21 protein-coding genes and 1 pseudogene are annotated in these 20,537 nt (G+C 64.5%); 6 read left to right on the forward strand and 16 right to left on the reverse strand.

Going from position 1 to position 20,537, the window contains the following annotated elements; all coding sequences use genetic code 11:
* The first annotated feature begins 60 nt into the window (after positions 1 to 60).
* The 3 genes from fliP to fliR are packed head-to-tail and all read left to right on the forward strand — an operon-like array spanning position 61 to position 1,882.
* Positions 61 to 792 carry a flagellar type III secretion system pore protein FliP gene (gene fliP / locus PHO31112_RS12355; RefSeq protein WP_150620881.1) on the forward strand — a complete coding sequence of 244 codons (732 nt, stop codon included), beginning with the start codon at positions 61 to 63 and terminating at the stop codon, positions 790 to 792.
* Between the two features lie 16 nt (positions 793 to 808).
* On the forward strand, positions 809 to 1,078 hold the full coding sequence (fliQ, locus tag PHO31112_RS12360; RefSeq protein WP_010807718.1) for a flagellar biosynthesis protein FliQ: 270 nt from the start codon (positions 809 to 811) through the stop codon (positions 1,076 to 1,078).
* Positions 1,079 to 1,090: 12 nt separating this feature from the next.
* Complete coding sequence (gene fliR, locus PHO31112_RS12365; protein WP_150620777.1) at positions 1,091 to 1,882, forward strand: flagellar biosynthetic protein FliR; 792 nt, start codon at positions 1,091 to 1,093, stop codon at positions 1,880 to 1,882.
* 116 nt (positions 1,883 to 1,998) lie between these two features.
* Here fliR and flgL read toward each other — a convergent pair whose 3' ends face one another.
* The 11 genes from flgL to flgB all read right to left on the reverse strand — a co-directional run bounded on the left by flgL (position 1,999) and on the right by flgB (position 12,819).
* Entirely contained in the window at positions 1,999 to 3,237 is a 1,239-nt protein-coding gene (gene flgL / locus PHO31112_RS12370; protein WP_150620778.1) for a flagellar hook-associated protein FlgL, read from the reverse strand.
* 13 nt (positions 3,238 to 3,250) lie between these two features.
* Complete coding sequence (flgK, locus tag PHO31112_RS12375; protein ID WP_150620779.1) at positions 3,251 to 5,239, reverse strand: flagellar hook-associated protein FlgK; 1,989 nt, start codon at positions 5,237 to 5,239, stop codon at positions 3,251 to 3,253.
* Between the two features lie 173 nt (positions 5,240 to 5,412).
* Complete coding sequence (gene flgJ, locus PHO31112_RS12380) at positions 5,413 to 6,300, reverse strand: flagellar assembly peptidoglycan hydrolase FlgJ (protein WP_150620780.1); 888 nt, start codon at positions 6,298 to 6,300, stop codon at positions 5,413 to 5,415.
* A gap of 1 nt (position 6,301) precedes the next feature.
* Positions 6,302 to 7,480: a flagellar basal body P-ring protein FlgI gene (locus PHO31112_RS12385; RefSeq protein WP_150620781.1), complete on the reverse strand. Its 1,179-nt coding sequence runs from the start codon at positions 7,478 to 7,480 to the stop codon at positions 6,302 to 6,304.
* Positions 7,480 to 8,202: a flagellar basal body L-ring protein FlgH gene (locus tag PHO31112_RS12390; protein ID WP_246178114.1), complete on the reverse strand. Its 723-nt coding sequence runs from the start codon at positions 8,200 to 8,202 to the stop codon at positions 7,480 to 7,482. The genes PHO31112_RS12385 and PHO31112_RS12390 overlap by 1 nt, the downstream gene beginning before the upstream one ends.
* A gap of 42 nt (positions 8,203 to 8,244) precedes the next feature.
* Entirely contained in the window at positions 8,245 to 9,027 is a 783-nt protein-coding gene (gene flgG, locus PHO31112_RS12395) for a flagellar basal-body rod protein FlgG (RefSeq protein ID WP_010807725.1), read from the reverse strand.
* Positions 9,028 to 9,093: 66 nt separating this feature from the next.
* On the reverse strand, positions 9,094 to 9,837 hold the full coding sequence (locus tag PHO31112_RS12400; protein WP_150620783.1) for a flagellar basal body rod protein FlgF: 744 nt from the start codon (positions 9,835 to 9,837) through the stop codon (positions 9,094 to 9,096).
* Between the two features lie 40 nt (positions 9,838 to 9,877).
* Positions 9,878 to 11,134 carry a flagellar hook protein FlgE gene (gene flgE / locus PHO31112_RS12405; protein ID WP_150620784.1) on the reverse strand — a complete coding sequence of 419 codons (1,257 nt, stop codon included), beginning with the start codon at positions 11,132 to 11,134 and terminating at the stop codon, positions 9,878 to 9,880.
* A gap of 79 nt (positions 11,135 to 11,213) precedes the next feature.
* On the reverse strand, positions 11,214 to 11,945 hold the full coding sequence (flgD, locus tag PHO31112_RS12410) for a flagellar hook assembly protein FlgD (protein ID WP_150620785.1): 732 nt from the start codon (positions 11,943 to 11,945) through the stop codon (positions 11,214 to 11,216).
* 23 nt (positions 11,946 to 11,968) lie between these two features.
* On the reverse strand, positions 11,969 to 12,373 hold the full coding sequence (flgC, locus tag PHO31112_RS12415; RefSeq protein WP_010807729.1) for a flagellar basal body rod protein FlgC: 405 nt from the start codon (positions 12,371 to 12,373) through the stop codon (positions 11,969 to 11,971).
* Positions 12,374 to 12,378: 5 nt separating this feature from the next.
* Positions 12,379 to 12,819, reverse strand: a complete 441-nt coding sequence (flgB, locus tag PHO31112_RS12420) for a flagellar basal body rod protein FlgB (protein ID WP_150584322.1) — start codon at positions 12,817 to 12,819, stop codon at positions 12,379 to 12,381.
* A gap of 413 nt (positions 12,820 to 13,232) precedes the next feature.
* Between flgB and flgA the strand changes: the two genes are divergently transcribed.
* The 3 genes from flgA (at position 13,233) to PHO31112_RS27570 (ending at position 15,163) form a co-directional block, all read left to right on the forward strand.
* On the forward strand, positions 13,233 to 14,246 hold the full coding sequence (gene flgA / locus PHO31112_RS12425; RefSeq protein ID WP_174995691.1) for a flagellar basal body P-ring formation chaperone FlgA: 1,014 nt from the start codon (positions 13,233 to 13,235) through the stop codon (positions 14,244 to 14,246).
* A gap of 126 nt (positions 14,247 to 14,372) precedes the next feature.
* Positions 14,373 to 14,708: a flagellar biosynthesis anti-sigma factor FlgM gene (flgM, locus tag PHO31112_RS12430; RefSeq protein ID WP_150620787.1), complete on the forward strand. Its 336-nt coding sequence runs from the start codon at positions 14,373 to 14,375 to the stop codon at positions 14,706 to 14,708.
* Complete coding sequence (locus tag PHO31112_RS27570) at positions 14,705 to 15,163, forward strand: flagella synthesis protein FlgN (protein ID WP_150620788.1); 459 nt, start codon at positions 14,705 to 14,707, stop codon at positions 15,161 to 15,163. Before flgM ends, PHO31112_RS27570 begins: the two co-directional genes overlap by 4 nt.
* A gap of 19 nt (positions 15,164 to 15,182) precedes the next feature.
* Here the strand turns inward: PHO31112_RS27570 and PHO31112_RS28170 are convergent.
* From PHO31112_RS28170 to flhA, 5 genes and pseudogenes are all read right to left on the reverse strand, one after another.
* A pseudogene (locus tag PHO31112_RS28170) lies at positions 15,183 to 15,423 on the reverse strand (toxin-antitoxin system HicB family antitoxin); the annotation flags it as partial.
* A gap of 134 nt (positions 15,424 to 15,557) precedes the next feature.
* Positions 15,558 to 16,286 carry an RNA polymerase sigma factor FliA gene (locus PHO31112_RS12450; protein WP_150620789.1) on the reverse strand — a complete coding sequence of 243 codons (729 nt, stop codon included), beginning with the start codon at positions 16,284 to 16,286 and terminating at the stop codon, positions 15,558 to 15,560.
* Positions 16,287 to 16,323: 37 nt separating this feature from the next.
* Complete coding sequence (locus tag PHO31112_RS12455; protein ID WP_150620790.1) at positions 16,324 to 17,166, reverse strand: MinD/ParA family ATP-binding protein; 843 nt, start codon at positions 17,164 to 17,166, stop codon at positions 16,324 to 16,326.
* Between the two features lie 4 nt (positions 17,167 to 17,170).
* A complete protein-coding gene (gene flhF / locus PHO31112_RS12460; RefSeq protein WP_150620791.1) occupies positions 17,171 to 18,433 on the reverse strand; it encodes a flagellar biosynthesis GTPase FlhF in 1,263 nt (420 codons plus the stop codon).
* Complete coding sequence (flhA, locus tag PHO31112_RS12465) at positions 18,430 to 20,535, reverse strand: flagellar biosynthesis protein FlhA (RefSeq protein WP_150620792.1); 2,106 nt, start codon at positions 20,533 to 20,535, stop codon at positions 18,430 to 18,432. Before flhA ends, flhF begins: the two co-directional genes overlap by 4 nt.
* Positions 20,536 to 20,537 lie beyond the last annotated feature (2 nt).

Below are 20,537 nucleotides of genomic sequence, written 5' to 3' on the forward strand. Positions count from 1 at the left end.
CTGTGCGCCGGAACGTCTCGGGGCCCGGTGGGTCCGACGCTGGGTCTGGCGCAGGGACTGATGTTCGGGCTGGTGCTCGCCTGCCTCACCTTGCCGGGCACGGCACTCGCGCAGGCCACGCTGCCCGCGCTGACCACGACACCGGCTCCCGGCGGCGGACAGACCTATTCGCTGTCCGTGCAGACGATGCTGCTGCTCACATCGCTGGGCTTCCTGCCCGCGATGCTGCTGATGATGACGGCCTTCACGCGCATCATCATCGTGCTCTCGCTGCTACGCCATGCCATTGGCGTGCAGACCTCGCCGCCGAACCAGATCCTGATCGGGCTTGCCCTGTTCCTGACGTTCTTCGTCATGTCGCCGGTCTTCGACCAGGCGTACACCAACGCCTATCAGCCGTTTTCCGCCAACAAGATCAGCTTCGAACAAGCCATCGACACCGGGGCCAAGCCATTCCACGCGTTCATGCTCAAGCAGACCCGCGAAGCCGATCTGGCGCTCTTCGCCAAGCTGGCCAAGACACCGCCGATGAACGGCCCGGAAGACGTGCCGATGCGCATTCTCGTGCCTGCCTTCGCCACGAGCGAGCTGAAGACGGCATTCCAGATCGGCTTCACGATCTTCATCCCGTTCCTGATTATCGATCTGGTGGTCGCGAGCGTGCTGATGTCGATGGGGATGATGATGGTCTCACCCTCGACCGTGTCGCTGCCGTTCAAGCTGATGCTGTTCGTGGTGGTCGACGGCTGGCAATTGCTGCTGGGCTCGCTGGCCCAGAGCTTCACCATGTAGCGACGAGGAACGCGAAATGACTCCGGAAACCGTCATGGCGCTGGCCCATCAGGCCATGCAGGTCACACTGTTGCTCGCCGCACCGCTGCTGCTCGTCGCCCTCGTCTCCGGTCTGCTCGTCAGCCTGTTTCAGGCCGCCACGCAGATCAACGAAATGACGCTGTCGTTCATCCCCAAGCTGCTCGCGGTATTCGTCACGCTCGTGATCGCGGGTCCGTGGATGCTTAACCTGATGGTCGACTACATGCGCCAGTTGCTCACCGGTATTCCCGGCCTCGTCGGGTAAGCCGCGCCGGCTTTGATCAGCTTCACTTACGAACAGCTCCTGGGCGTCATCGCGACGTTCCTGTTTCCGTTCGTGCGCCTGCTCGCGCTGTCCATGAGCGCGCCCCTGTTCGGCGATGCCTCCGTGCCCGGCACGGTCAAGATCGGCCTGGCGGGCATCGTCGCGCTGGCGCTCGCTCCGGTACTCGGCCCCATGCCTGCCGTCTCGCCGTTCTCGTGGGAAGGTCTGTGGATTCTCGTGCAACAGGTGATGATCGGCGCGGCGCTGGGCTGGTGCATGCAGATCGTGTTCTCGGCCATCAGCATGGCGGGCGACTTCGTCGGGTTGCAGATGGGTCTGTCGTTTGCCACGCTGCTCACGCCGAACAGCGACGGCAGCACGGCCGTGCTCGGCATGCTGCTCAATCTCGTGGCCATGCTCTTGTTCCTCTCCACCAACGGCCATCTGGTGATGTTCGCCACGCTGGTACAGAGCTTCACCGTGCTGCCGGTGTCGAGTGCACCGATCTCCGTGGCCGGCTGGCATTACCTCGCCATGCTCGGCGGCCAGCTCTTCACGCTCGCGCTCATGCTGTCGTTGCCACTCGTCGCGGCGTTGCTGATCTGTAACCTTGCGCTGGGCATCCTGAACCGCGCCGCCCCGCAGCTCAACATCTTCGCCGTGGGCTTTCCGCTCACGCTGGGCGTCGGCCTCGTGGTGCTAGAACTGATGATGCCGCGCCTCGCACCGGTCATGGATCACTTCATCGCAACCGGCATCGACATGATGATCCGCGCCACGGCCGCCTTCGTGCCCAAGGCCTGAGACCGGCGCTCGCGGCATGGTGCACGTCCCGAAACGACTGCGGGCCACCCGGCGTCATGCCGCGTGGCCCGCAGTCTTTCCTGGCTTCTCGCGCGGGCGTACCCGCGCACCGTGCCTCAGAGCAGCGCGAACAGCGAGAGCTTCTGCGTTTGCAGGAAACTCTGTTGCGACGCCTGCAATGCGGTCTGCAACTGTTGAAACTTGGTCGCCGCCGAGTTCCAGTCCACGTCGAGCAGATCGCCCAACTGCGACTGGTAGTTCAGCGAGTTGCTGTCGCCGATGTTGTTGAGCGATGTCAGTTCGTTCATTCGGGAGCCCGTGGTGGTGCGAATGGTCGTGACGTTATCGTAGGTGTTGCTGAACTGCTGACCGAACGTCGTCAACGCGTTGCTCAGGTTTGCCTGACCCGTGCCGTTGGTGCCGTTGGTCGGTGTCTTGAGCGTGCTGATCAGGGCCTGCAGATTGTCAAACAGGTTCGTGCTGGCCTTGTTCGCCGGCTGTACGGTGTAGGTGTCGCCGGTGGCCGGCGCCCCCGAGAAGGTCACCGACTTGCCGCCGAACTTGATCGGCTGGCCGGCGGTGTATGCCCCGGTCACATCGGGCACCGTCGCGTCCGTCTGGTCCTTGACCGTGTAGTTGGTCGTGGGCGGCGTAGTGGTGTTGTCGATCGCGAAGCTGATCTGGTACTGATGGTTCGCGCCCGCGTTGGTCACGTCGGTCGTCGAGACGGTGGAATATGTCGCGGTGCCCTGATTGGCCGCGGTGCCGCTGATCAACGTACTGGCGGTACTCGCCTGAATGCCTTCGAAGATGGTCGAGCCGGGATCGTTGATCGCGATCTGACGGTTCGGACTCACCTGCACGTAGCGCACGCCCATGTCGCCCCCATACGATGCTCCGGTGGGCGACGCCACGTAGGCGGCCGAATTGCCCATGTAGCCCGAGAACAGATATTGCCCGTTGGCATCGGTCGTGTTCGCGAGCGAGAGCAATTGCTGGAAGCTCGATTGCAGATCGGTCGCAATGGTCGCACGGTCGGTGTCGTTGAGCGTGGCGTTGCCCGCCGCCGCGACCTGAGACATCACGTGCTGCAGCGAGTTGATGATGCTGCCGAAGGTCGAATCTTCGAGTTGAAGCTGGGTCGTCGCCGCAGCACGGTTCGCGCCGTACTGAGTGTTCATGCTGTTGTCTTGCGACACGGCGACCGCCTGGGCGGCAGCGATCGGGTCGTCGCTCGGCGTCGTCACGCGCTTGCCGGACGAGAGCTGGGCTTGCGTGTTGAGCAGATCAGAGGTGTTCTGGCTCATCGAGCGCAGCCCCTGATCGTAAATCATGTTGGTGCTGATACGCATCATCTTGCCCCTGCGCTTAGTGGACGATCTGAAGGATGGTGTCGAACAGCGTTGACGCCGTCTGAATCACCTTCGAGTTGGCCTGATAAAGCTGCTGATACTTGATCAGATTGGCCGCCTCTTCGTCGAGGTTCACGCCCGAATTAGACTGCTGCGCCGTCTGCGCCTGTTGCAGCAAAGTGGCTTGCGCGGCGCTGGTGGACTTGTAGGTATTCGTGGTCGAACCCACGAACGAGACCAGATTGGCGTAGGCCGTCGCGTAGCTTTGCGCGCCGCCTACCTTCGTCTTGTCGTTCTGCAAGGCCGAGAGCGCCAGGCCGTTGCGGTTGTCGGTCACGGCCCCCGAGTTGTTCGGAGCGATGGTGAACTTGTCGCCGTCGCTCGGCGTGCCGCTGAGATTGACCGTCATGCCGTTCATGGCGATCTTGGCACCCGTGGCGGCGTTGTACGGGACGGTGGCGCCGGCCGCGTAGGGGGTCGTCACACCGCCCACCGTGACGGTCATGGCTGACGGCGCAACCAGCGTCAGCGCGCCGGTCGCGGGGTCCTTGCTGAACGTGAAGGTCACCGGCGCCGCAAGCACGTTCGACAGATAGGTCGCGTCCACGCTGCCCTGGTCCACCTTCAGCGAGCCACCGTTGCCGCTGGCCGTCGAGGCGATGATCGGTGCGGCCAGCGCAATCTTGCCCGGATCGGTGATCGCCACGCCGATGTTCTGTGCCGCGTTGCGCGTGGGCTGGATCGTGAAGCTGTCGCCCGCCACCATGCTGCCCGTCGTGACCGAAAAGCCATCGCCGAAGGCTACGCCGCCGCCGTCCACGAAGTTCAGTGGCGTGGACGGCAGTGCCGGCGCACCGGCGGTCCACTTCGCGCCGTCGGACTGGCGCGTCAGCGTATAGGTCGTGCCGTCGAAGCCCACGGTGTAGTCGCTCGTCGTTACCTTGGAAGCATCGGTGATCGTGGCGTTGAGGGTGGCGGCGTTCGAGTTGCCCGTGCTGGCAATGACCGTCGGGTTGGGCACCGTGAAGAAGTTGCCGCCCATCTTGCCGTAAAGGTCCAGACCGAGCTGGTTTTGCGCGTTGAACGTGCCGGCCAGCGACAAGGCGATCTGGCCAAGCGAGTTCTGGGCCTGCGTGAGCGCGCCGCTACGGAACGACAACAGGCCGGCCAGCGAGCCGCCGGTGATCGACGATTCCGGAATCGGGATCTTCGTCCCGTTGGGGCTCACATACGCGATGGTCACTTGCGACGGATCGCTCGTCGTAGGCACCGTGGTGAGCTGGTAGGCGGAGTTGCCCGTCACCAGCGACTGGCCATTGCCGATGAAAACGTTGTACGCGCCGCTACTGTCCTTGACGACGTTCGTCTGCACGATCGCGTTCAGGTTCGCCACGGCCAGGTCGCGCTGGTCGAGCAGGTCGTTCGGCGTCGCGTTGATGCCGTTGGCCTGCGCCTGCGCAATCGCATCGTTGAGCGAGGCGATCTGCTTGGCGTAGGTGTTGATCTGTTCCGTCGACTGGGTGAGCGTGCCGTTGACGCTGGCGCGCAGCGAGGACAACGTGCCCGAGAGCGACTGAAACATGCTCGTGAGCGTTTGCGCCGACGAGATCACCGTCGCCCGGGTGGCCGAGTTGTTCGGCGCCGTCACGATCGTCTGCAGGTTCGTGAAGAACGTGGACATCGAGGCCGACAGGCCGGTCGTCGAGCTGCCCAGCGCGTTGTTGATCTGCGAGATCTGCTGGTAGTAGGTGTTGAGCTGGCTGTACTGGGTCTGCGCCTGATTGACCTGATTCGACAGAAATTGATCGTACACACGCGACACGTCGGTCACGAGCACGCCCTGGCCGAGGTAGCCCATGCCGGTGAACTGGCTGTTCTGCTGCGCGTAGTTGACGATCTGGCGGTTGTAACCGGTCGTCCCCGAATTGGAGATGTTGTTGCCGGTGGTGTTCAGGGCGAACTGGGAGGCGTTCAGCCCACTCATGCCAATATTGATTAGGCTCATGATCTCGCGGCTTGAATTGGAGGCGCGCCCTGCGGCCCAAGGCCCGCTTGCGCACCGTTACCGATGTGTTTACGGCAGCCCGGCGGCAATATTGAGGCCACCGAGCCAGATGATTTCGTCCCGTTTCCGTACTCACGGCCAGCCAACGACCGGCCGCTCCTGCCGCCCGGTGCTCAGGCGAAGTGCTTCATGATCTTCATGAGCTTGCTGGCGTACTGCGGATCGGTCGCGTAGCCCGCGCGCTGGAGATTGGTGGCAAAACTCGCCGCGTCGTTGGCGCTCGCTACGACCGACGCGTAGCGCGGGTTGTTCGAGATCAGATTCGCGTAGTCGTTGAACGCCTCGTCGTACGAGCGATAGGCGCGGAACTTCGCCATCACCTTGCGCGGCTGGCCGTTCACGTATTCGGTCGTGGCGACCTCGACGGTCGGCCCCGTCCAGTTCTTGCCCGCCTTGATGCCGAACACGTTAAAACTCGTGCTGCCGTCGCTGCGACGGATCTCCCGCTTGCCCCAGCCGGACTCGAGCGCCGCCTGACTCAGCATGAAGCGCGCCGGGATACCGCTCTGCGCACTGGCGTTCTGTGCGGCCGTGGCCATGCGGTCGACGAACTCGCCCGCGGCCGCCGGTGCGCCGTCGGCCACGCCGATGGCATCGGCCGAGTTGTAGGCACGCCCCTGAAGCGACTGCTGACGCCCCACCGCCGCAGGCGGCAGCGTCGTGCCAGTCGTGGCGAGTTGCTTGAGCATCAGATCGGCCAACCCGATGCCCTTGTGCGACGTGAGCTGCTGGGCAAGCTGGTCGTCGAGCATGCCATTGAACATCTTTTCCTGATCGCTGCCGAGCAGGCCGCCGGACATGGTGGCCTCGCGCATGCTCTTGAGCATCATCTGCGTGAAGACGGCCTCGAACTGCTTGGCGGCCTGTTGCGTGGCCTGCGGCGTCTGCTGGTGCGCGGCGGCGCGCAAGGCTGTGAGGCCCTGCATGTCGTACGTGGCGCGCTGCGTCAGGTCGGGCAGGTTCTTGCCCGCCGCGCCGGTAAGGCGGTTGCCGTCGGCCATATCAGATGATCTCCAGATCGGCGCGCAGGGCGCCCGAGGCCTTCATGGCCTGCAGAATCGACATCAGATCTGCCGGGCTCGCGCCAAGCGAGTTCAGCGCCTTGACGACGTCGGCGAGGTTGGCGCCCGCCTTGACCATCTTGAGCGCGTTGTTCTCCTGTTGGACGGAGATTTGCGAATTTGGGGCCACCACCGTCTGTCCGCCCGAGAATGGCGCCGGCTGGCTCACGTTGTTCTGCGTATCGATGACCACCGACAGGTTGCCGTGGGCCACCGCGCATTGCTGGATCGTCACGTTCTGGTTCATCACGACCGAACCGGTCCGCGCATTGATGACGACGCGCGCGGCCGTGTTGTCGGGGCGCACCTCCAGACTCTCGAGCTGCGCCAGAAACTGCACACGGGCGGCCGGATCGGTCGGCGTGCGCAGCAGAATCACTCGGCCATCGAGCGCCTGTGCCGTACTGAAGCCGAAGCGGCGGTTCACGGCGTCGACCACGCGTTGCGCGGTCGAGAAGTCGGTGACGTTCAGCTCCATTTGCAAGGTGCCCGGCTGACCGCCCATGGCGCTCGGCACGGCGCGCTCGACGATGGCGCCGCTCGGGATGCGGCCCGACGCCAACTGGTTGACGGTCACGCTCGAGCCGTTGGCCGACGCGCCGGCGCCCCCCACGAGCAAATTGCCCTGCGCGAGCGCGTAGACCTGTCCGTCCGGCCCTTTGAGCGGCGTCATGAGCAGCGTGCCGCCGCGCAGGCTCTTGGCGTTACCCATCGACGACACCACCACGTCGATGGCCTGCCCCGGGCGCGTGAAGGCCGGCAGCGTGGCCGTCACCATCACGGCGGCCACGTTCTTCAACTGCATGTTGGTGCCGGGCGCGACGGTAATCCCCAACTGCGAGAGCATGTTGGTCATGCTCTGCACGGTGAACGGCGTCTGCGTGGTCTGGTCGCCCGAGTTATCGAGACCGGCCACGAGACCGTAGCCGATCAACTGGTTGTCGCGCACGCCCTGAATCGAAGCCAGCTCCTTGAGCCGCTCGGCGTGTGCCGCGCCCGGCACCAGCAACGCCGCACCGGCCGCGCCCGCCACGGCAAGCGTGGCGACGAAGCGGCGGAATGCCTGGCGGAGGTGACGGAGTTGGGGCGCGCGGCGCGACAGGGACGACATGATCGACATCAGAAGGGCGAAACGTTAAGGAAGAAGCGCTGCAGCCAGCCCATGGTTTCGGCTTCATTGATGTAGCCCTTGCCACGGTATTCGATGCGCGCATCGGCCACCTGCGTCGAAGGCACGGTGTTCGCGCCCGAAATCGTCTGCGGGCTGACGATGCCCGAAAACTTGATGTACTCCGTGCCCTGATTGATGGCGATCTGCTTCTCGCCCGCCACGGCCAGGTTACCGTTGGACAGCACTTCCATCACGGTCACGGTGATCTGACCCGAGAACACATTGTTGGCGTTGGCCGCGCCCTTGGCGTCGAACTTGTTGCCGCCGCTTGCGTTCAGCGACTGGTTGTTGAACACGCCACCGACCACGCCCGGCATCTGGTTGAGCGAGAGCGTTTCGCTGCCTGCGCGGTTGGCGTTGGCGGCCGAGTTCTTGCTTGCCGCCGTGTTTTCGTTGATGACGATCGTGAGGATGTCGCCAACGTTACGCGGACGGCGGTCTTCGAACAGCGGACGATTCGAATACAGCGGACGGTAGATCGAGCCTTCCGGGTCGGCCGCCATCGGCGGGGGCGGCGGGCGCGTGGTCGTCGGCCCGTTCACCACCGGCTCCTGCGGCACATAAGCGCAGCCAGCCAGACCGCTCAGCGTGGCGGCGGCCACGAGCGCGAGGTACCGCGCGTGGCCGGCGCTGCGTTGCGTTGCCGTCGTGGCGGTCGTTCGAGCGGACATATCGACGTTCATTCCTGAGCACTTTCAGCGGCGAACCGCTGTTTACATCTGGGTCAGACGTTGCAGCATCTGGTCGGATGCCGTGACCGCCTTCGAGTTGATTTCGTAGGCGCGCTGCGCGGAAATCATGTTCACCAGTTCTTCCACCACGTTCACGTTCGACGTTTCGACGTAGTTCTGGTTGAGCACGCCCGCGCCGTTGGTGCCCGGCTGCGCCACGTTCGGCGCGCCCGAGGCGGCCGTCTCGGCGTACAGGTTCTCGCCCATGCTTTGCAGACCGGCGTTGTTGATGAACGTGGCGAGCTGGAACGTCCCGATCTGCACGTTGGCCGTGCTGCCCGGCTGCGTGACCGAGACCGTGCCGTCGCGCGCAATGGTCAGCGACAGCGCGTTGGCCGGAATCGTGATGGCCGGCTGGATCGGGAAACCCGAGGCCGTCACGAGCTGGCCGTTGTTGTCGACCTGGAACGAGCCGTCGCGCGTATAAGCGGTCGTGCCGTCCGGCATGAGCACCTGAAAGAAGCCGTCGCCGTTGATGGCCACGTCCTTGGCGTTGCTCGTCGAGGTCAGGTTGCCCTGCGTGAAGATGCGCTCGGTCGCGGCCGGGCGCACACCGGTGCCCAGTTGCAGGCCCGAAGGCAGCAACGTCTGCTGCGACGATTGCGCACCAGGCTGGCGGATCGTCTGATACAGCAAGTCCTCGAACACCGCGCGGCCCTTCTTGAAACCGTTCGTGCTGGTGTTAGCGAGGTTGTTGGAAATCACGTCCATGTTCGTCTGCTGGGCGTTCATGCCGGTGGCAGCGATGTAGAGCGAACGGATCATTGGGTCATTCTCCCCGTGTACGTTGGCGGTGCGGGGTCATTCACGACCCCGGCGCACCCCCGCGCGTTAGCTGAAGTTCAGCAACTGGTTGGCGGTTTGTTCGTTGGTATCGGCCGTCGAGAGCACCTTCATCTGCATCTCGAAGGCCCGCGATTGGGAAATCATGTTCACCAGACCACTGACCGGATTGACGTTGCTGTTCTCGATCGAGCCCGAGACCACCACGACATTCGGATCGACCTGCGCCGGTGCGTTGTTTGCCGTGCGGAACAGCCCGTCGTCGCCGCGCACCAGATTGCCTTCCGGCGGATTCACCAGCTTCAACTGCCCCATGACGGCGATGGAGTTGGGCGGATCGCCCGGCCCCAGCGCCGAGAGCGTGCCGTCGGCGCCGATGCTCACGGCCGCGCCCGGCGGCACGGCGGCCGGCCCGGCGTCGGTCATCACTGGCAGCCCGTGCAACGTGAGCTGACCGTTGGCCGTCATCTCGAGGTTGCCGCCGCGGGTGTAGGCTTCGCGGCCCTGCGCATCGCGCACGGCGAGCCAGCCCTGCCCCTGAATGGCGACGTCGAGCGCACGGCCGGTCTGCTGCATGGCGCCCGGCGTGAAGTCGGTGCCCGGCGTGGACGTGGTCACGAACGTGCGAGTGCCCGTCGTGCCGTCTGCGGCGCGCACGGGGGTCTGGCGAAACGCCGCGAGCTGGGCGCGAAAGCCCGGCGTCGAGACGTTCGCCAGGTTGTTGGCGGTGGTCGATTGCTGCTCCATCGCCTGCTTCGCGCCCGTCATGGCGATATAGATCAGACGATCCATCGACGCCCCTCCTCCAAGTTACGCATTTGCGCCGTCCGCCTTACAGGTTCACCATCGTCTGCATCAACTGGTCTTCCGTCTTGATCGTCTGCGCGTTGGCCTGATAGTTGCGCTGCGCAGTGATCATGTGGACCAGCTCCGCCGTCAGGTCGACGTTCGACGCTTCGACCGCGCCGGCCTGCAGCTTGCCGAGGTTCGTGCCGCCCGGCACGCCGACGATCGGAATGCCCGAATCGGCCGACTCTGCCCACAGGTTGTTGCCCAGCGGAATCAGGCCCTGCACGTTGTTGAAGTTGGCGAGCGCAACCTGACCGAGCGTCATCGACTTCGTGTTCGAGTACGTGCCGACGATCGTGCCGTCTGCATTGAACGTGAAGCCCGTCAGCCGGCCCGACGTGTAGCCGTCTTGCGTGAGCGTGTTCGGCGTGTAGGTATTGCCGTACTGTGTCGTGCCCGTCAGGTTGAGCGTCAGGGTCGCGGGCGACGCGCCGTTGCCGTAGGTGATGACCGGCAGCGTGATCGGGCCGGTCACGGCCGCGCCGGTCGAGTCCGTCTGCGCGACGAGGCTGCCGGCCGTGTTGAACGTCATCGTGCCGATCGGGCCAGCGCCGATTTGCGTCGTGCCGTCGACCGAGCCGTACACGGTCCACGTGGCGTTGTTGGTCACCGGATCGACGCTCGTCTTCTTGAAGTACACGTTGACGTCGTGCGAATTGCCCAGCGAGTCATAGACCTTGAGCGACGTGGCGTTCGTGTACGAGTTCGGATCGGTGATCGAGAACGGCGTGGCGTTGATCGGGCTGCGCGAGTCGAGGTTGAACTGGCCCGTGATCTTCGTGGTGGCGGTCGGCGCCAGGTCGCCCGTCGGGATCCGCAAATCGACCGGCGAGACGCTGTTGACGATGCCGTTCGGGCCGGCAAGGTAACCGGTCAGGTGATCGCCGTTGGCGTTGACGATGTAGCCGTTCTTGTCGAGCGAGAACTGACCGTTACGCGAGTAAGCGATGGTGCCGTTGTTCGACACGCGGAAGAAGCCGTTGCCCGAGATCGCTAGGTCGAGCTGACGGTTCGTGACCGTGATGTCGCCCTGCGTGAACTGCTGCGCGACCGTCGACACACGCGTGCCGATACCGACGGTGTTGTTGCCCGCGCCGAACAGCGAGTTCGCGTAGATGTCGGCGAACTGCGCCTGCCCCTGCTTGAAACCGACGGTGGCCGCATTGGCAACGTTGTTGCCGATGACGTCCAGGTCCTTGGAAGCGGCGTTCAGGCCGCTCAATCCGGTCGAAAATGCCATGGTGATACTCCTGAAATTCGGTTATCGACGATGTCTGTCGCGATGAAAACGGTTTGGGGCTTACGTCGGATGAGAGCGGTTACAGGATTTCGCGCACGTCGGAGAGCTTGATGTTCGAGCCCGTGCCGACGTTGAGCAGCGGCGCACCCGTCGTGCTGGCCACCACGCTCTGAACCTGTGCATAGGAGAGCAGCGTCGGCGTCACGGCCTTGCCGTTGGCCGAGGCGCTCACCGTCAACGTGTAATTGCCGTCGGCCACCGTGGCGCCGGCGTCGTCCTTGGCATCCCATGTGAGCGCCTGCACGCCGGCGTCGAGCGCGCCGGCGTTGACCGTGCGCACCACCTTGCCGGTGCTGTCCTTGATCTGGATCGTGACGGTGTCGGCGTCGCCCGGCAGTTCGAAGCCGAACGGGGTGGCCGTCTTCTTGACCGTGCCGTCCGTTGCCGTGGTGCTGCCCACGCCGATGTTGTTGCCGGGAACCAGCACGCCTTTGCCGACCAGCGCGGCGGCTTGCAGGCTCTGCGTCGAGTTGAGCTGCGACGTCACCGACGACAGCGTGGTGTTCAACTGCGTGATGCCCGAGACCGTGCTGATCTGCGCGAGCTGCGAGGTCACCTGCGAGTTGTCCATCGGGTTGAGCGGATCCTGGTTGTTCATCTGTGCGACGAGCAACTTCAGGAAGCTGTTCTGCAGATCGTTTGCGCTGCCTGCGGAGGACTTCGAGCTGGAGCTGTTGCTCGCGGTGCCGTTGATCGAATCCAGGAACGACTGCGAGAAATTGGCAGCGTTCGACGTGTTGATACTTGCCATTGTTCTGGTCTCCGCGCGGCCTCTTACTGGCCGACCGTGAGGGTTTTGAGCATCAACGTCTTGGCGGTGTTGAGCGCCTCGACGTTGGCCTGATAGGAACGGGAGGCGGAGATCATGTTGACCATCTCCTCCACCGGATTCACGTTGGGCATGGTCACGTAGCCCTGGGCATTGGCTGCCGGATTCTTCGGGTCGTACACCGTCTTGAGTGGCGACGGGTCGTTGACCACGCCGGCCACCTTCACGCCGCCCACGTCGGTGCCCGTCACCGGGTTGACCTGAAACACAACCTGCTTGGCGCGGTACGGCTGACCGTCCGGGCCGGTCACCGACTCGGCGTTGGCCAGATTGCTGGCCGTGACGTTCATGCGCTGCGACTGGGCCGTCATGGCCGAGCCGGCGACATCGAAGATGCTCATGAGTGGCATGGCACTTACCCTTGACTCGTGATGGCTGCCAGCATCGTCTTGATCTGGCTGGACATGACCGTGAGGCCCGTTTGGTAATGCACGGCGTTATCGGCGAAGTTCACGCGCTCGGCATCGAGTTCGACGGTGTTGCCGTCGACGCTTTGTTGATACGGCACGCGATAGAGCAGCTCGGGGCCGCCCATCGGCGGCGCGGCGCTCACGCCACGGCCGGCGATATGACGCGAGGACGTGCGCGAGAGCGACACGCTCGACTCGGTGGCGAGCTGCTGCTGTGCGCCGCGCTCGACCGCCTGGCTCAACGCATTGTTGAAATCGACGTCGCGCGCCTTGTATCCCGGCGTGTCCGCGTTGGCGATGTTCGACGAGATCACCTCCTGACGGTAGGCGCGCATGGCCAGCGCCTGCTGGGAAAATCGCAATGCCGCGTCCAGTTTGTCCATGATCTCGTCTCGCCCGATGCGTGCCCTGATGCTGGGTGCTGCACAAGAAACCTGCCCGTGATGCGCTCGTGGCATCGGGTCCGCTCAGAGGTCTCTGGCGGGCCCCGCGCGTTGCGCAGTCGGGATGTCCTGCCTGGGCCCGGAAGAAGTACGGACCTTTTGGCATGCTTTGAATCGTATGCGTCCCCCCCTGGATTCAATCGGAGGAATAGGAAGGAGATTGACCGCCATTTCGAGCCATGCCCCGCACGGGGACATCTCTAGAATGGCTTCCTGACGGCACCGGGCGGGGTTCGCCCCCCCAGGCACAGGAACGCTGCCTGGTGCCGTCGGCTTCACGGACTGGCGTGTACCGAGGCAGGTTGAGCGCCGAGCACCCATGGCGACATCGGGTGACGGCTGCAAGGAGAGTCACGATGGCAGGCAAATACGGCAGCGGTCTTGCCAGCGCCCCCCGCACGCATCATGCGCAGCGGCAGGGTCTGCGCGCGTCCGTGCGTTCCGGGCTGCTGGCTGCCGTGCTCGGTCTGACGAGCCTGACCACGCCGGGCTTCGCACACGCCGCCCCCGCCGCCGGCATCGCCACCGATACCGCAGCGCAGCACCTCGGCAACACGCTGGGCCCCGGCGCCATCGTCATCCCCGGCAACAACACCGCCGCAGGCGGCGTCGCATCGAACGTGCCGAACATGGTTCGCCCCGTCACGACCGCGAGCGCTAACCCTGTTGGGGCGAGTGCGGGCGTTGCCAGCGCGAGCGCGCAAGCGCCCCAGGCGGCCGCCCCCCAGAATTCCCAGTTCCAGAACACCGAAGCCATTCGTCAGACGGCCGAACGGTTTCTGCGCGAGCAGACGACAGGGCTGCCGGGACGCGTGGCCATCACGCTCGGCGACGCCGTCTCCGATCGCATGCCCGCCTGCCCCGTGCTCGAACCGTTCCTGCCACCCGGCGCGCGCCTGTGGGGCTCAACGACGGTGGGTGTGCGCTGCTCGGGCGAGCGGCCATGGACGTTGTATCTGCAAGCCCGCGTGAGCATCAACGCGACGTACTTCGTCGCGGCGCGCCAGATCAATCCGGGCGAGACCATCGGACCGAACGATCTGTCGCCGCGCCAGGGCGATCTCACGCTGCTGCCGCGCACGGTGGCGACCGATGCCGGTCAGATCGTCGGCACCGTGGCCGTGAATCGCATTACGTCGGGCCTGCCGATCCGCGCCGATCTGCTGCGCAGTGCGATTGCCGTCCAGCAGGGACAGACCGTCCGCGTGGTCTCGCGTGGCTCGGGATTTGAAGTCAGTACGGAAGGACAGGTGCTGTCGCGTGCCAGCGCCGGCGACCCCGTTCAGGTGCGCACCCGCGCCGGTCAGGTCGTCAGCGGCACGGTCAAGACAGGCAAAGGCGGCAACGTCGAGGTTGAAGTTGCACTTTGAGTAAGCACTCACTGTGATTGAGTATTCGTTGAAAGCACCCGGGCACTTGAACTGGTAACAGGATGTTACTTGCCTAAAGTTGTGGCGGATAATGCCGTTACACAGGCAAGTTTCTGGGGAAAGCACATGAAAATCGAACCACCCGCCAAACCGCTGACTGGCGTCGGCGCGAGCAAGGCGACGACCGATCGGGCGAGCACCGGCGCTGTGAACGCTGACGGCTCGGCCGCGTCTGTTGCAGCTGGCAGCGATGCGAGCGTGAGCACGAGCGCCCTGTCGTCGGAAATGCGCGCCTTACAGTCTGCGCTGGCACAGACAGGCTCGGCCGATGTCGACGTGACCAAGGTGCTCGCGATCAAAGACGCGATTGCCAAGGGCCAGCTCACTATTGATCCCTCCAAGATTGCGGACGGTCTCATTGCGACCGCGCGCGATCTGCTCTCGACACAATCGAAGTCATGACCCCCGATGCCCTGCTGAACGCCCTGTCTGCCGAGACGACCGCCATTGGTGCGTTTTCGGCGTTGCTTGGCGAAGAGCAGCAGGCATTGGTCAGCGGCACGCTCGACGCGCTGCCGGAGCTGACCGAGCGCAAGGCGCGCGCGGTGGCGGAACTCGCGATACTCGGTCGCGAGCGCGACGCTCAACTGGAAGTCCTGGGTTATTCGCCTGACGAGGCAGGTGCCGCGGCCGCTTCCGCCGACGACGCCCGCATCGATACCGCCTGGAAGGCGCTGCTCGCCGCCGCGTTGGACGCCAAGCGCGCCAACGAAACGAACGGTATGCTCATCCACACGCGTCTGACCTACACGCAGCAAGCCCTGAACGTGCTGTACGGCCCGGAGAAGAATGCGCCGCTGTATGGACCGGACGGCCGCACCACACCGCGCTCGAGCGGTGGAAGTGTGACGGCCTGACAGGGTAGTTTGTCGAGCGTTTAAGGCTCGCAAGCCGGTTCAGGCTCCCCCCAATTCCGCAGCTTCGATCACCCGCGCACGATGCAGCGTAGGGGGAATACGTACGCGAAATTCCCCGCTGTAGCGATGCTCGGCGAGCCGTTCCGCCACTTTTTTGCCGCCTGCCAGCAAGTCGCCCCCTCGGTCACGACCTTCCTAATACCATCCAATGCATCTTCCGGCGACCGGGTGAGGCGATAGGTGTAGTGATTAGTGTTCATGCTCCCTGCCTTCGAATTTGCGGATGGCATTCAACATCTGGCGCACCTGATAAACCAAGCCGCCGTTGTCCGAAAATTCTGGCCGCGCGCCGCGCCTGGACGCGCAAGCGTTCGAGCGTTCGTTATCTGCCCCCTCAATTCGCCGACGTCCACGCCTTCTCACGCAGCGTCGCGCGCAAGCGCGAGATCGCCTGGCTGTGCAACTGGCAGACGCGAGACTCGCTCACCTCGAGCACCGCGCCGATTTCGCGAAGGTTCAGCCCTTGCTCGTAGTACAGGCTCATCAGCAACTTCTCACGCTCCGGCAAGCGGTCGATGGCGTCGACGACGCCGCCGCGCAATCCCTCGTCGAGCAGCATCGTGAGCGGGTCGGCGCCCGGGTCCGAACAGATCCGGTCGATGAACGGCTCTTCGTCCGCCGCTTCGAAATCTTCGTAATAGATCAACTGGCAGCCGTGTACGTCCTGCAGCATTTGCTGGTACTCGGACAGCCCGATGGCCATCTCGCTGGCAATTTCGCTCTCCGACGGCCCCCGGCCCAGCCGTTGCTCCAGCCGCTGCACCGCCTGCTCGATCTGACGCGCCGTCTTGCGAATGCCGCGCGACGCCCAGTCCAACTCTCGCAACTCGTCGAGCATTGCCCCGCGAATGCGCTGGCTCGCGTACGTTTCGAACTGTGCGCCCTGCGTCTCCTGATACCGGTTCGACGCATCGAGCAGCCCCAGCATGCCGGCCTGAATCAGATCTTCCAGCTCCACGCTCGCTGGCAGCTTCGCCATCAATTGCAGCGCCAGACGGCGCACCAATGGTGCGTATTGGGTCAGCGTGTCGTTCGTGTCGACCTTCCCGCGCGCGGTATACATGTTTCCCTCCGCTTTCTCTCGACGCGTGCCGTGACGCTCAGACCGTGTGGGCGCTAAGCGCCCCCACATCATGCACCAGCTCGCTGCCACGATCGGCACCGAGCGCCGCCGGGCCCGTCTCCCGCATAGCCAACGGCCAATGCATCACCTGTGCCGCCAACTGACGATACGCCACCGCCGCCGGCGCCATGGGGAACGCATCGACCACCGTACGCATGAGATGCCGCGCCCGCATGACCTGCCGATCCACCGGCACATGGCCCGCCAGTTCCAGCGACACCGCCAGATAGTGGCTCGCCGTCGTTGCCAGATTGCGGCACACCACACGTGCCTCTATATCTTCCGCCCGATTCACCAGCACCCGAAATTGCGCCCGCGCATAGTCGAAATGCGCCTGCTTGATCCAGGAATATGCCCCCGTGATCGATGCGGGCTCGCGCCCGAGCACCACCATCACCTCATGCGCCTGTGCAGCCAGCGGGCTGAGCACCGCCCCGGCACGCGTGCAGTCGATGACCACGATGTCGGGCTCGCCCATCGTGAGCAGCGGCAACGCGCCCGACGGGTCGATACGTTCGGGATGACGGTGCGCCACCGGCACCAGAACCACGTTGTCGCGCGTGTGGACACGAATCGCGTCAGACGACACGCGCCCGGCAAGCACGTCGTGGATGTCGCCGCGCAGCGTCAGGCCAAGGGCTGGCGCCGCATGCCCGCTCTCGTCGGCCAGCACGACATCCTGACCGTAATGGGCCAGCGCGCTGGCCAGATTCAGAGCAACACTCGTCTGACCCGCTTCAGGCGCACTCCCCACCACCGCAACGATACGCGTAGTATGGCGCGCCACCAGGCGGCGCAGTCCCTCGGCTTGATCGATCACGAGTTTAACCAAAGCAGGCCTCGCCTGAAGGTTGAGAGGACGCGAAGAGCCCACTGTAGTTGGGATCGACCCCGCGCACCACTGCCGGCAGGTCTTCCTCGGCCGGCACGAACGGCGAGCCCGTCACCGGCGCGGAGAGCGCCGTATCGATCAGGAACTCCCGGTCGGCAACGTGCAGATTTTCCGGCACGCGCTGCCCCGTCGAAACGTAATGCACCGGCAAACGGTGACGAATCACCGTATCGAGCACCGAACCAAGATTAGTCGTCTCGTCGAGTTTCGTGAGAATACACCCGGCGAGATCGCCCCCGCCTTCCGCACTGGCGCTGCGATAGGCGTGCACCACTTCGTTGAGCGTGTCGCCATGACTCGTCGCGTTGAGCAACAGCAGACGCTGCACCGGGGTCTCCGCGCCGCATAGCATCGCGACCTGTTCGGGTACCGTGCGGTCGCGCTGGCTCATGCCCACCGTGTCGATCAGCACCATGTGCTTGTTGCGCAACTCGGTCAGCGCCAGACGCAAATCCGTGGCGTCCTTCACCGCATGCACCGTCACGCCGAGAATCTTGCCGTAGATGCGCAACTGCTCGTGTCCGCCGATACGATAGCTGTCGGTCGTGAGCAACGCGAGCTTCTCTGCGCCATGGCGCATCACGCAGCGCGCCGCGAGCTTGGCCGTCGTCGTGGTCTTGCCCACGCCGGTCGGGCCCATCAGCGCATACACACCGCCCCGGTCCATCAGGTCGTCTTCGTTCGGCATGATGGGCAGGTTGCGCTTGAGCGCTTGCTTCACCCAGTCGATGCCGTTCTCGCGATCGCTCCCCTCCGGCAGATGTTCGAGCAGCGCGCGGCCCAGTTGCGCCGAGAACCCGGCAGCGAGCAGCGTGCGCAGAATCTCGCCCTGCGCCGGCGAGCGGCGTTGCTTGTCGTTCCAGACCAGCCCCGCCACCTGCTCTTCGAGCAAGCCTCGCATACTCTGGAGTTCGCCCATCATGGTCTGGGCGAATGCGTTCGCCGCAGCGGCGTCGTGTGCGTTCGCGACGGGTGTCGCAAAGATCGGCGCGTGTGCCGCCGGTCGGGGACGCGGCCGGTGCGTCGGCATGTCGCCGCCCGCGAGCGCGTCGAGATCTTCTTCCGCCAGCGCAACAATTTCCACGCCGTTGGCGACCGAGCGGTTGGACAACACGACCGCATCGGGTCCGATTTCCTCGCGAATCTGGCGCAGTGCGTCGCGGCACGTGCCCGCAAAGAATTTCCGAATCTTCACGCTTGACCTCCGATGAGTGCCGTCATTTTCACGTTCCGTGTGTCAGGCACTTCCGCATACGACAGAACCTTGAGCTGCGGCAGGCTGCGGCGCAAGAAGCGCGAGAGCAGCGAGCGCAGCGGATGTTGAACCAGCAATACCGACGGCAGGCCCTGACGCTCCTGACGCGCCACCGCTGCCTGGGTTTCGCGCAGCAACGTGTCCGCGAGGCCCGGTTCGAGACCGGTGCCTCCGCCTGCGGACAATGCCTGCGTGAGAATTCGTTCGAGATTGGCGTCGAGCCCGACCACTTCGAGATCGCCGCTGCCCGGGAACACGCTTTGCGTGATCGCCCGGCCCAGCGACAGGCGCACCAGCGCCGTGAGGTCGTAGGGGTCCTGCACGCGCGCGCCATGCTCGGCAATGGTATCGATGATCGTGCGCATGTCGCGAATCGGCACCTGCTCCTCGAGCAGGTTCTGCAACACCTTCTGCAACGTGGTGAGCGTGACGGTCTTCGGCACCAGATCTTCGATGAGCTTGGGCGCGTCCTTGCCGATGCGCTCGATGAGCTGCTGCACTTCCTGGCGCCCCAGCAACTCGTGAGAGTGGGCGTTGATCAAGTGGTTCAGGTGTGTAGCCACCACGGTACCGGCATCAACCACCGTGTACCCATAGGCCTGCGCCTGATCTCGCTGACCGACGTCGATCCAGATGGCGGGCAGGCCGAACGCCGGGTCGCGCGTCGGCGTGCCTTGCAGCGGCGCCGTGACCTGCCCCGGATCGATGGCGAGCAATTGGCCCGGATACGCTTCGCCCTCGCCGATGGTCACGCCCTTGAGCGTGATGCGGTATTGATTCGGGCGCAGTTCCAGATTGTCGCGAATGTGAACGACCGGCGCGAGGAAACCGATTTCCTGCGCGAATTTCTTGCGGATGCCCTTGATACGCTTGAGCAACTCGCCGTCCTGATTGCGGTCGACGAGCGGAATGAGGCGATAGCCGACTTCCAGTCCCAGCGGATCGACGAGCGCCACGTCGTCCCACGAGGCTTCGGCCACTTCGGCCGGCGCGGTGGCAGCCACCGGTGTGGGACGCGCCGCCTGTTGCTTGGCCGCCTCGGCCTTGCGAAACTGCCAGCGCGCGAGGGCGCCGAGCCCGATCGCCAGCAACAGGAAGGCGAAGTGCGGCATGCCGGGGATCAACCCCATCAGGCCGAGAATCGCGGCCGTGATGCCGAGCACACGCGGATTGCTGAACAGTTGCGAGACGACCTGCTGGCCGACGTCTTCGTCGGTCGCCACACGAGAGACAACCACACCGGCGGCCGTCGAGATCACCAGCGCCGGGATCTGGGCGACGAGCCCGTCGCCGATGGTCAGCAACGTGTAGTTCTTGGCGGCGAGGCCGATGTCCAGTCCGTGCTGAACCACGCCGACGATCAGGCCGCCGACGATGTTGATGACCATGATGAGCAGACCGGCCACCGCGTCGCCGCGCACGAACTTCGATGCGCCGTCCATCGAGCCGTAGAAGTCGGCCTCCTGCGCGATCACCGAGCGGCGCTTGCGCGCTTCCTCTTCGCCGATCAGGCCGGCGTTCAGATCGGCGTCGATGGCCATCTGCTTACCGGGCATCGCATCGAGCGTGAAGCGCGCGCCAACTTCGGCGATACGCCCTGCCCCCTTCGTAATCACCATGAAGTTGATGACCACGAGGATGATGAACACCACGATACCGACGGCGTAATTGCCGCCCACCAGGAAGTGGCCGAACGCTTCGATCACCTTGCCCGCAGCGTCCGGGCCCGTGTGGCCTTCGAGCAGCACCACGCGGGTAGACGCCACGTTCAGCGACAGCCGCAGCAGCGTAGAGAACAACAGCACGCTCGGAAACGCCGCGAAGTCGAGCGGCTTTTGCGTGTACATGCTCACCAGCAGCACCATCACCGCCAGGGCGATGTTGAAGGTGAACAGCAGATCCAGGATGAACGGTGGCAGCGGGAGGATCATCATGCCCAAAATCATGATGATCAGCACCGGCGCGGCGAGCGACTTCAGACTGCCGCCGAGGAGCACTTGCGACGAGCGCAGCCACTGGTTCGCGCGAGGGTTGAGGTTCATTC

This window comes from Pandoraea horticolens (assembly GCF_902459555.1).
In the GTDB taxonomy this organism is placed as follows: domain Bacteria; phylum Pseudomonadota; class Gammaproteobacteria; order Burkholderiales; family Burkholderiaceae; genus Pandoraea; species Pandoraea horticolens.

Coding starts and splice junctions, on each gene's coding strand:
- PHO31112_RS12385 (WP_150620781.1), bottom strand. CDS start 7,480: ATGTCGATCATGTCGTCCCTGTCGCGCCGCGCGCCCCAACTCCGTCAC.
- flhA (WP_150620792.1), bottom strand. CDS start 20,535: ATGAACCTCAACCCTCGCGCGAACCAGTGGCTGCGCTCGTCGCAAGTG.
- flgE (WP_150620784.1), bottom strand. CDS start 11,134: ATGGCATTTTCGACCGGATTGAGCGGCCTGAACGCCGCTTCCAAGGAC.
- flgM (WP_150620787.1), top strand. CDS start 14,373: ATGAAAATCGAACCACCCGCCAAACCGCTGACTGGCGTCGGCGCGAGC.
- flgG (WP_010807725.1), bottom strand. CDS start 9,027: ATGATCCGTTCGCTCTACATCGCTGCCACCGGCATGAACGCCCAGCAG.
- PHO31112_RS12400 (WP_150620783.1), bottom strand. CDS start 9,837: ATGGATCGTCTGATCTATATCGCCATGACGGGCGCGAAGCAGGCGATG.
- flgK (WP_150620779.1), bottom strand. CDS start 5,239: ATGAGCCTAATCAATATTGGCATGAGTGGGCTGAACGCCTCCCAGTTC.
- PHO31112_RS12390 (WP_246178114.1), bottom strand. CDS start 8,202: ATGTCCGCTCGAACGACCGCCACGACGGCAACGCAACGCAGCGCCGGC.
- flgA (WP_174995691.1), top strand. CDS start 13,233: ATGGCAGGCAAATACGGCAGCGGTCTTGCCAGCGCCCCCCGCACGCAT.
- PHO31112_RS27570 (WP_150620788.1), top strand. CDS start 14,705: ATGACCCCCGATGCCCTGCTGAACGCCCTGTCTGCCGAGACGACCGCC.
- fliQ (WP_010807718.1), top strand. CDS start 809: ATGACTCCGGAAACCGTCATGGCGCTGGCCCATCAGGCCATGCAGGTC.
- fliP (WP_150620881.1), top strand. CDS start 61: ATGTTCGGGCTGGTGCTCGCCTGCCTCACCTTGCCGGGCACGGCACTC.
- PHO31112_RS12450 (WP_150620789.1), bottom strand. CDS start 16,286: ATGTATACCGCGCGCGGGAAGGTCGACACGAACGACACGCTGACCCAA.
- flgL (WP_150620778.1), bottom strand. CDS start 3,237: ATGATGCGTATCAGCACCAACATGATTTACGATCAGGGGCTGCGCTCG.
- flgJ (WP_150620780.1), bottom strand. CDS start 6,300: ATGGCCGACGGCAACCGCCTTACCGGCGCGGCGGGCAAGAACCTGCCC.
- flgD (WP_150620785.1), bottom strand. CDS start 11,945: ATGGCAAGTATCAACACGTCGAACGCTGCCAATTTCTCGCAGTCGTTC.
- flgC (WP_010807729.1), bottom strand. CDS start 12,373: ATGCCACTCATGAGCATCTTCGATGTCGCCGGCTCGGCCATGACGGCC.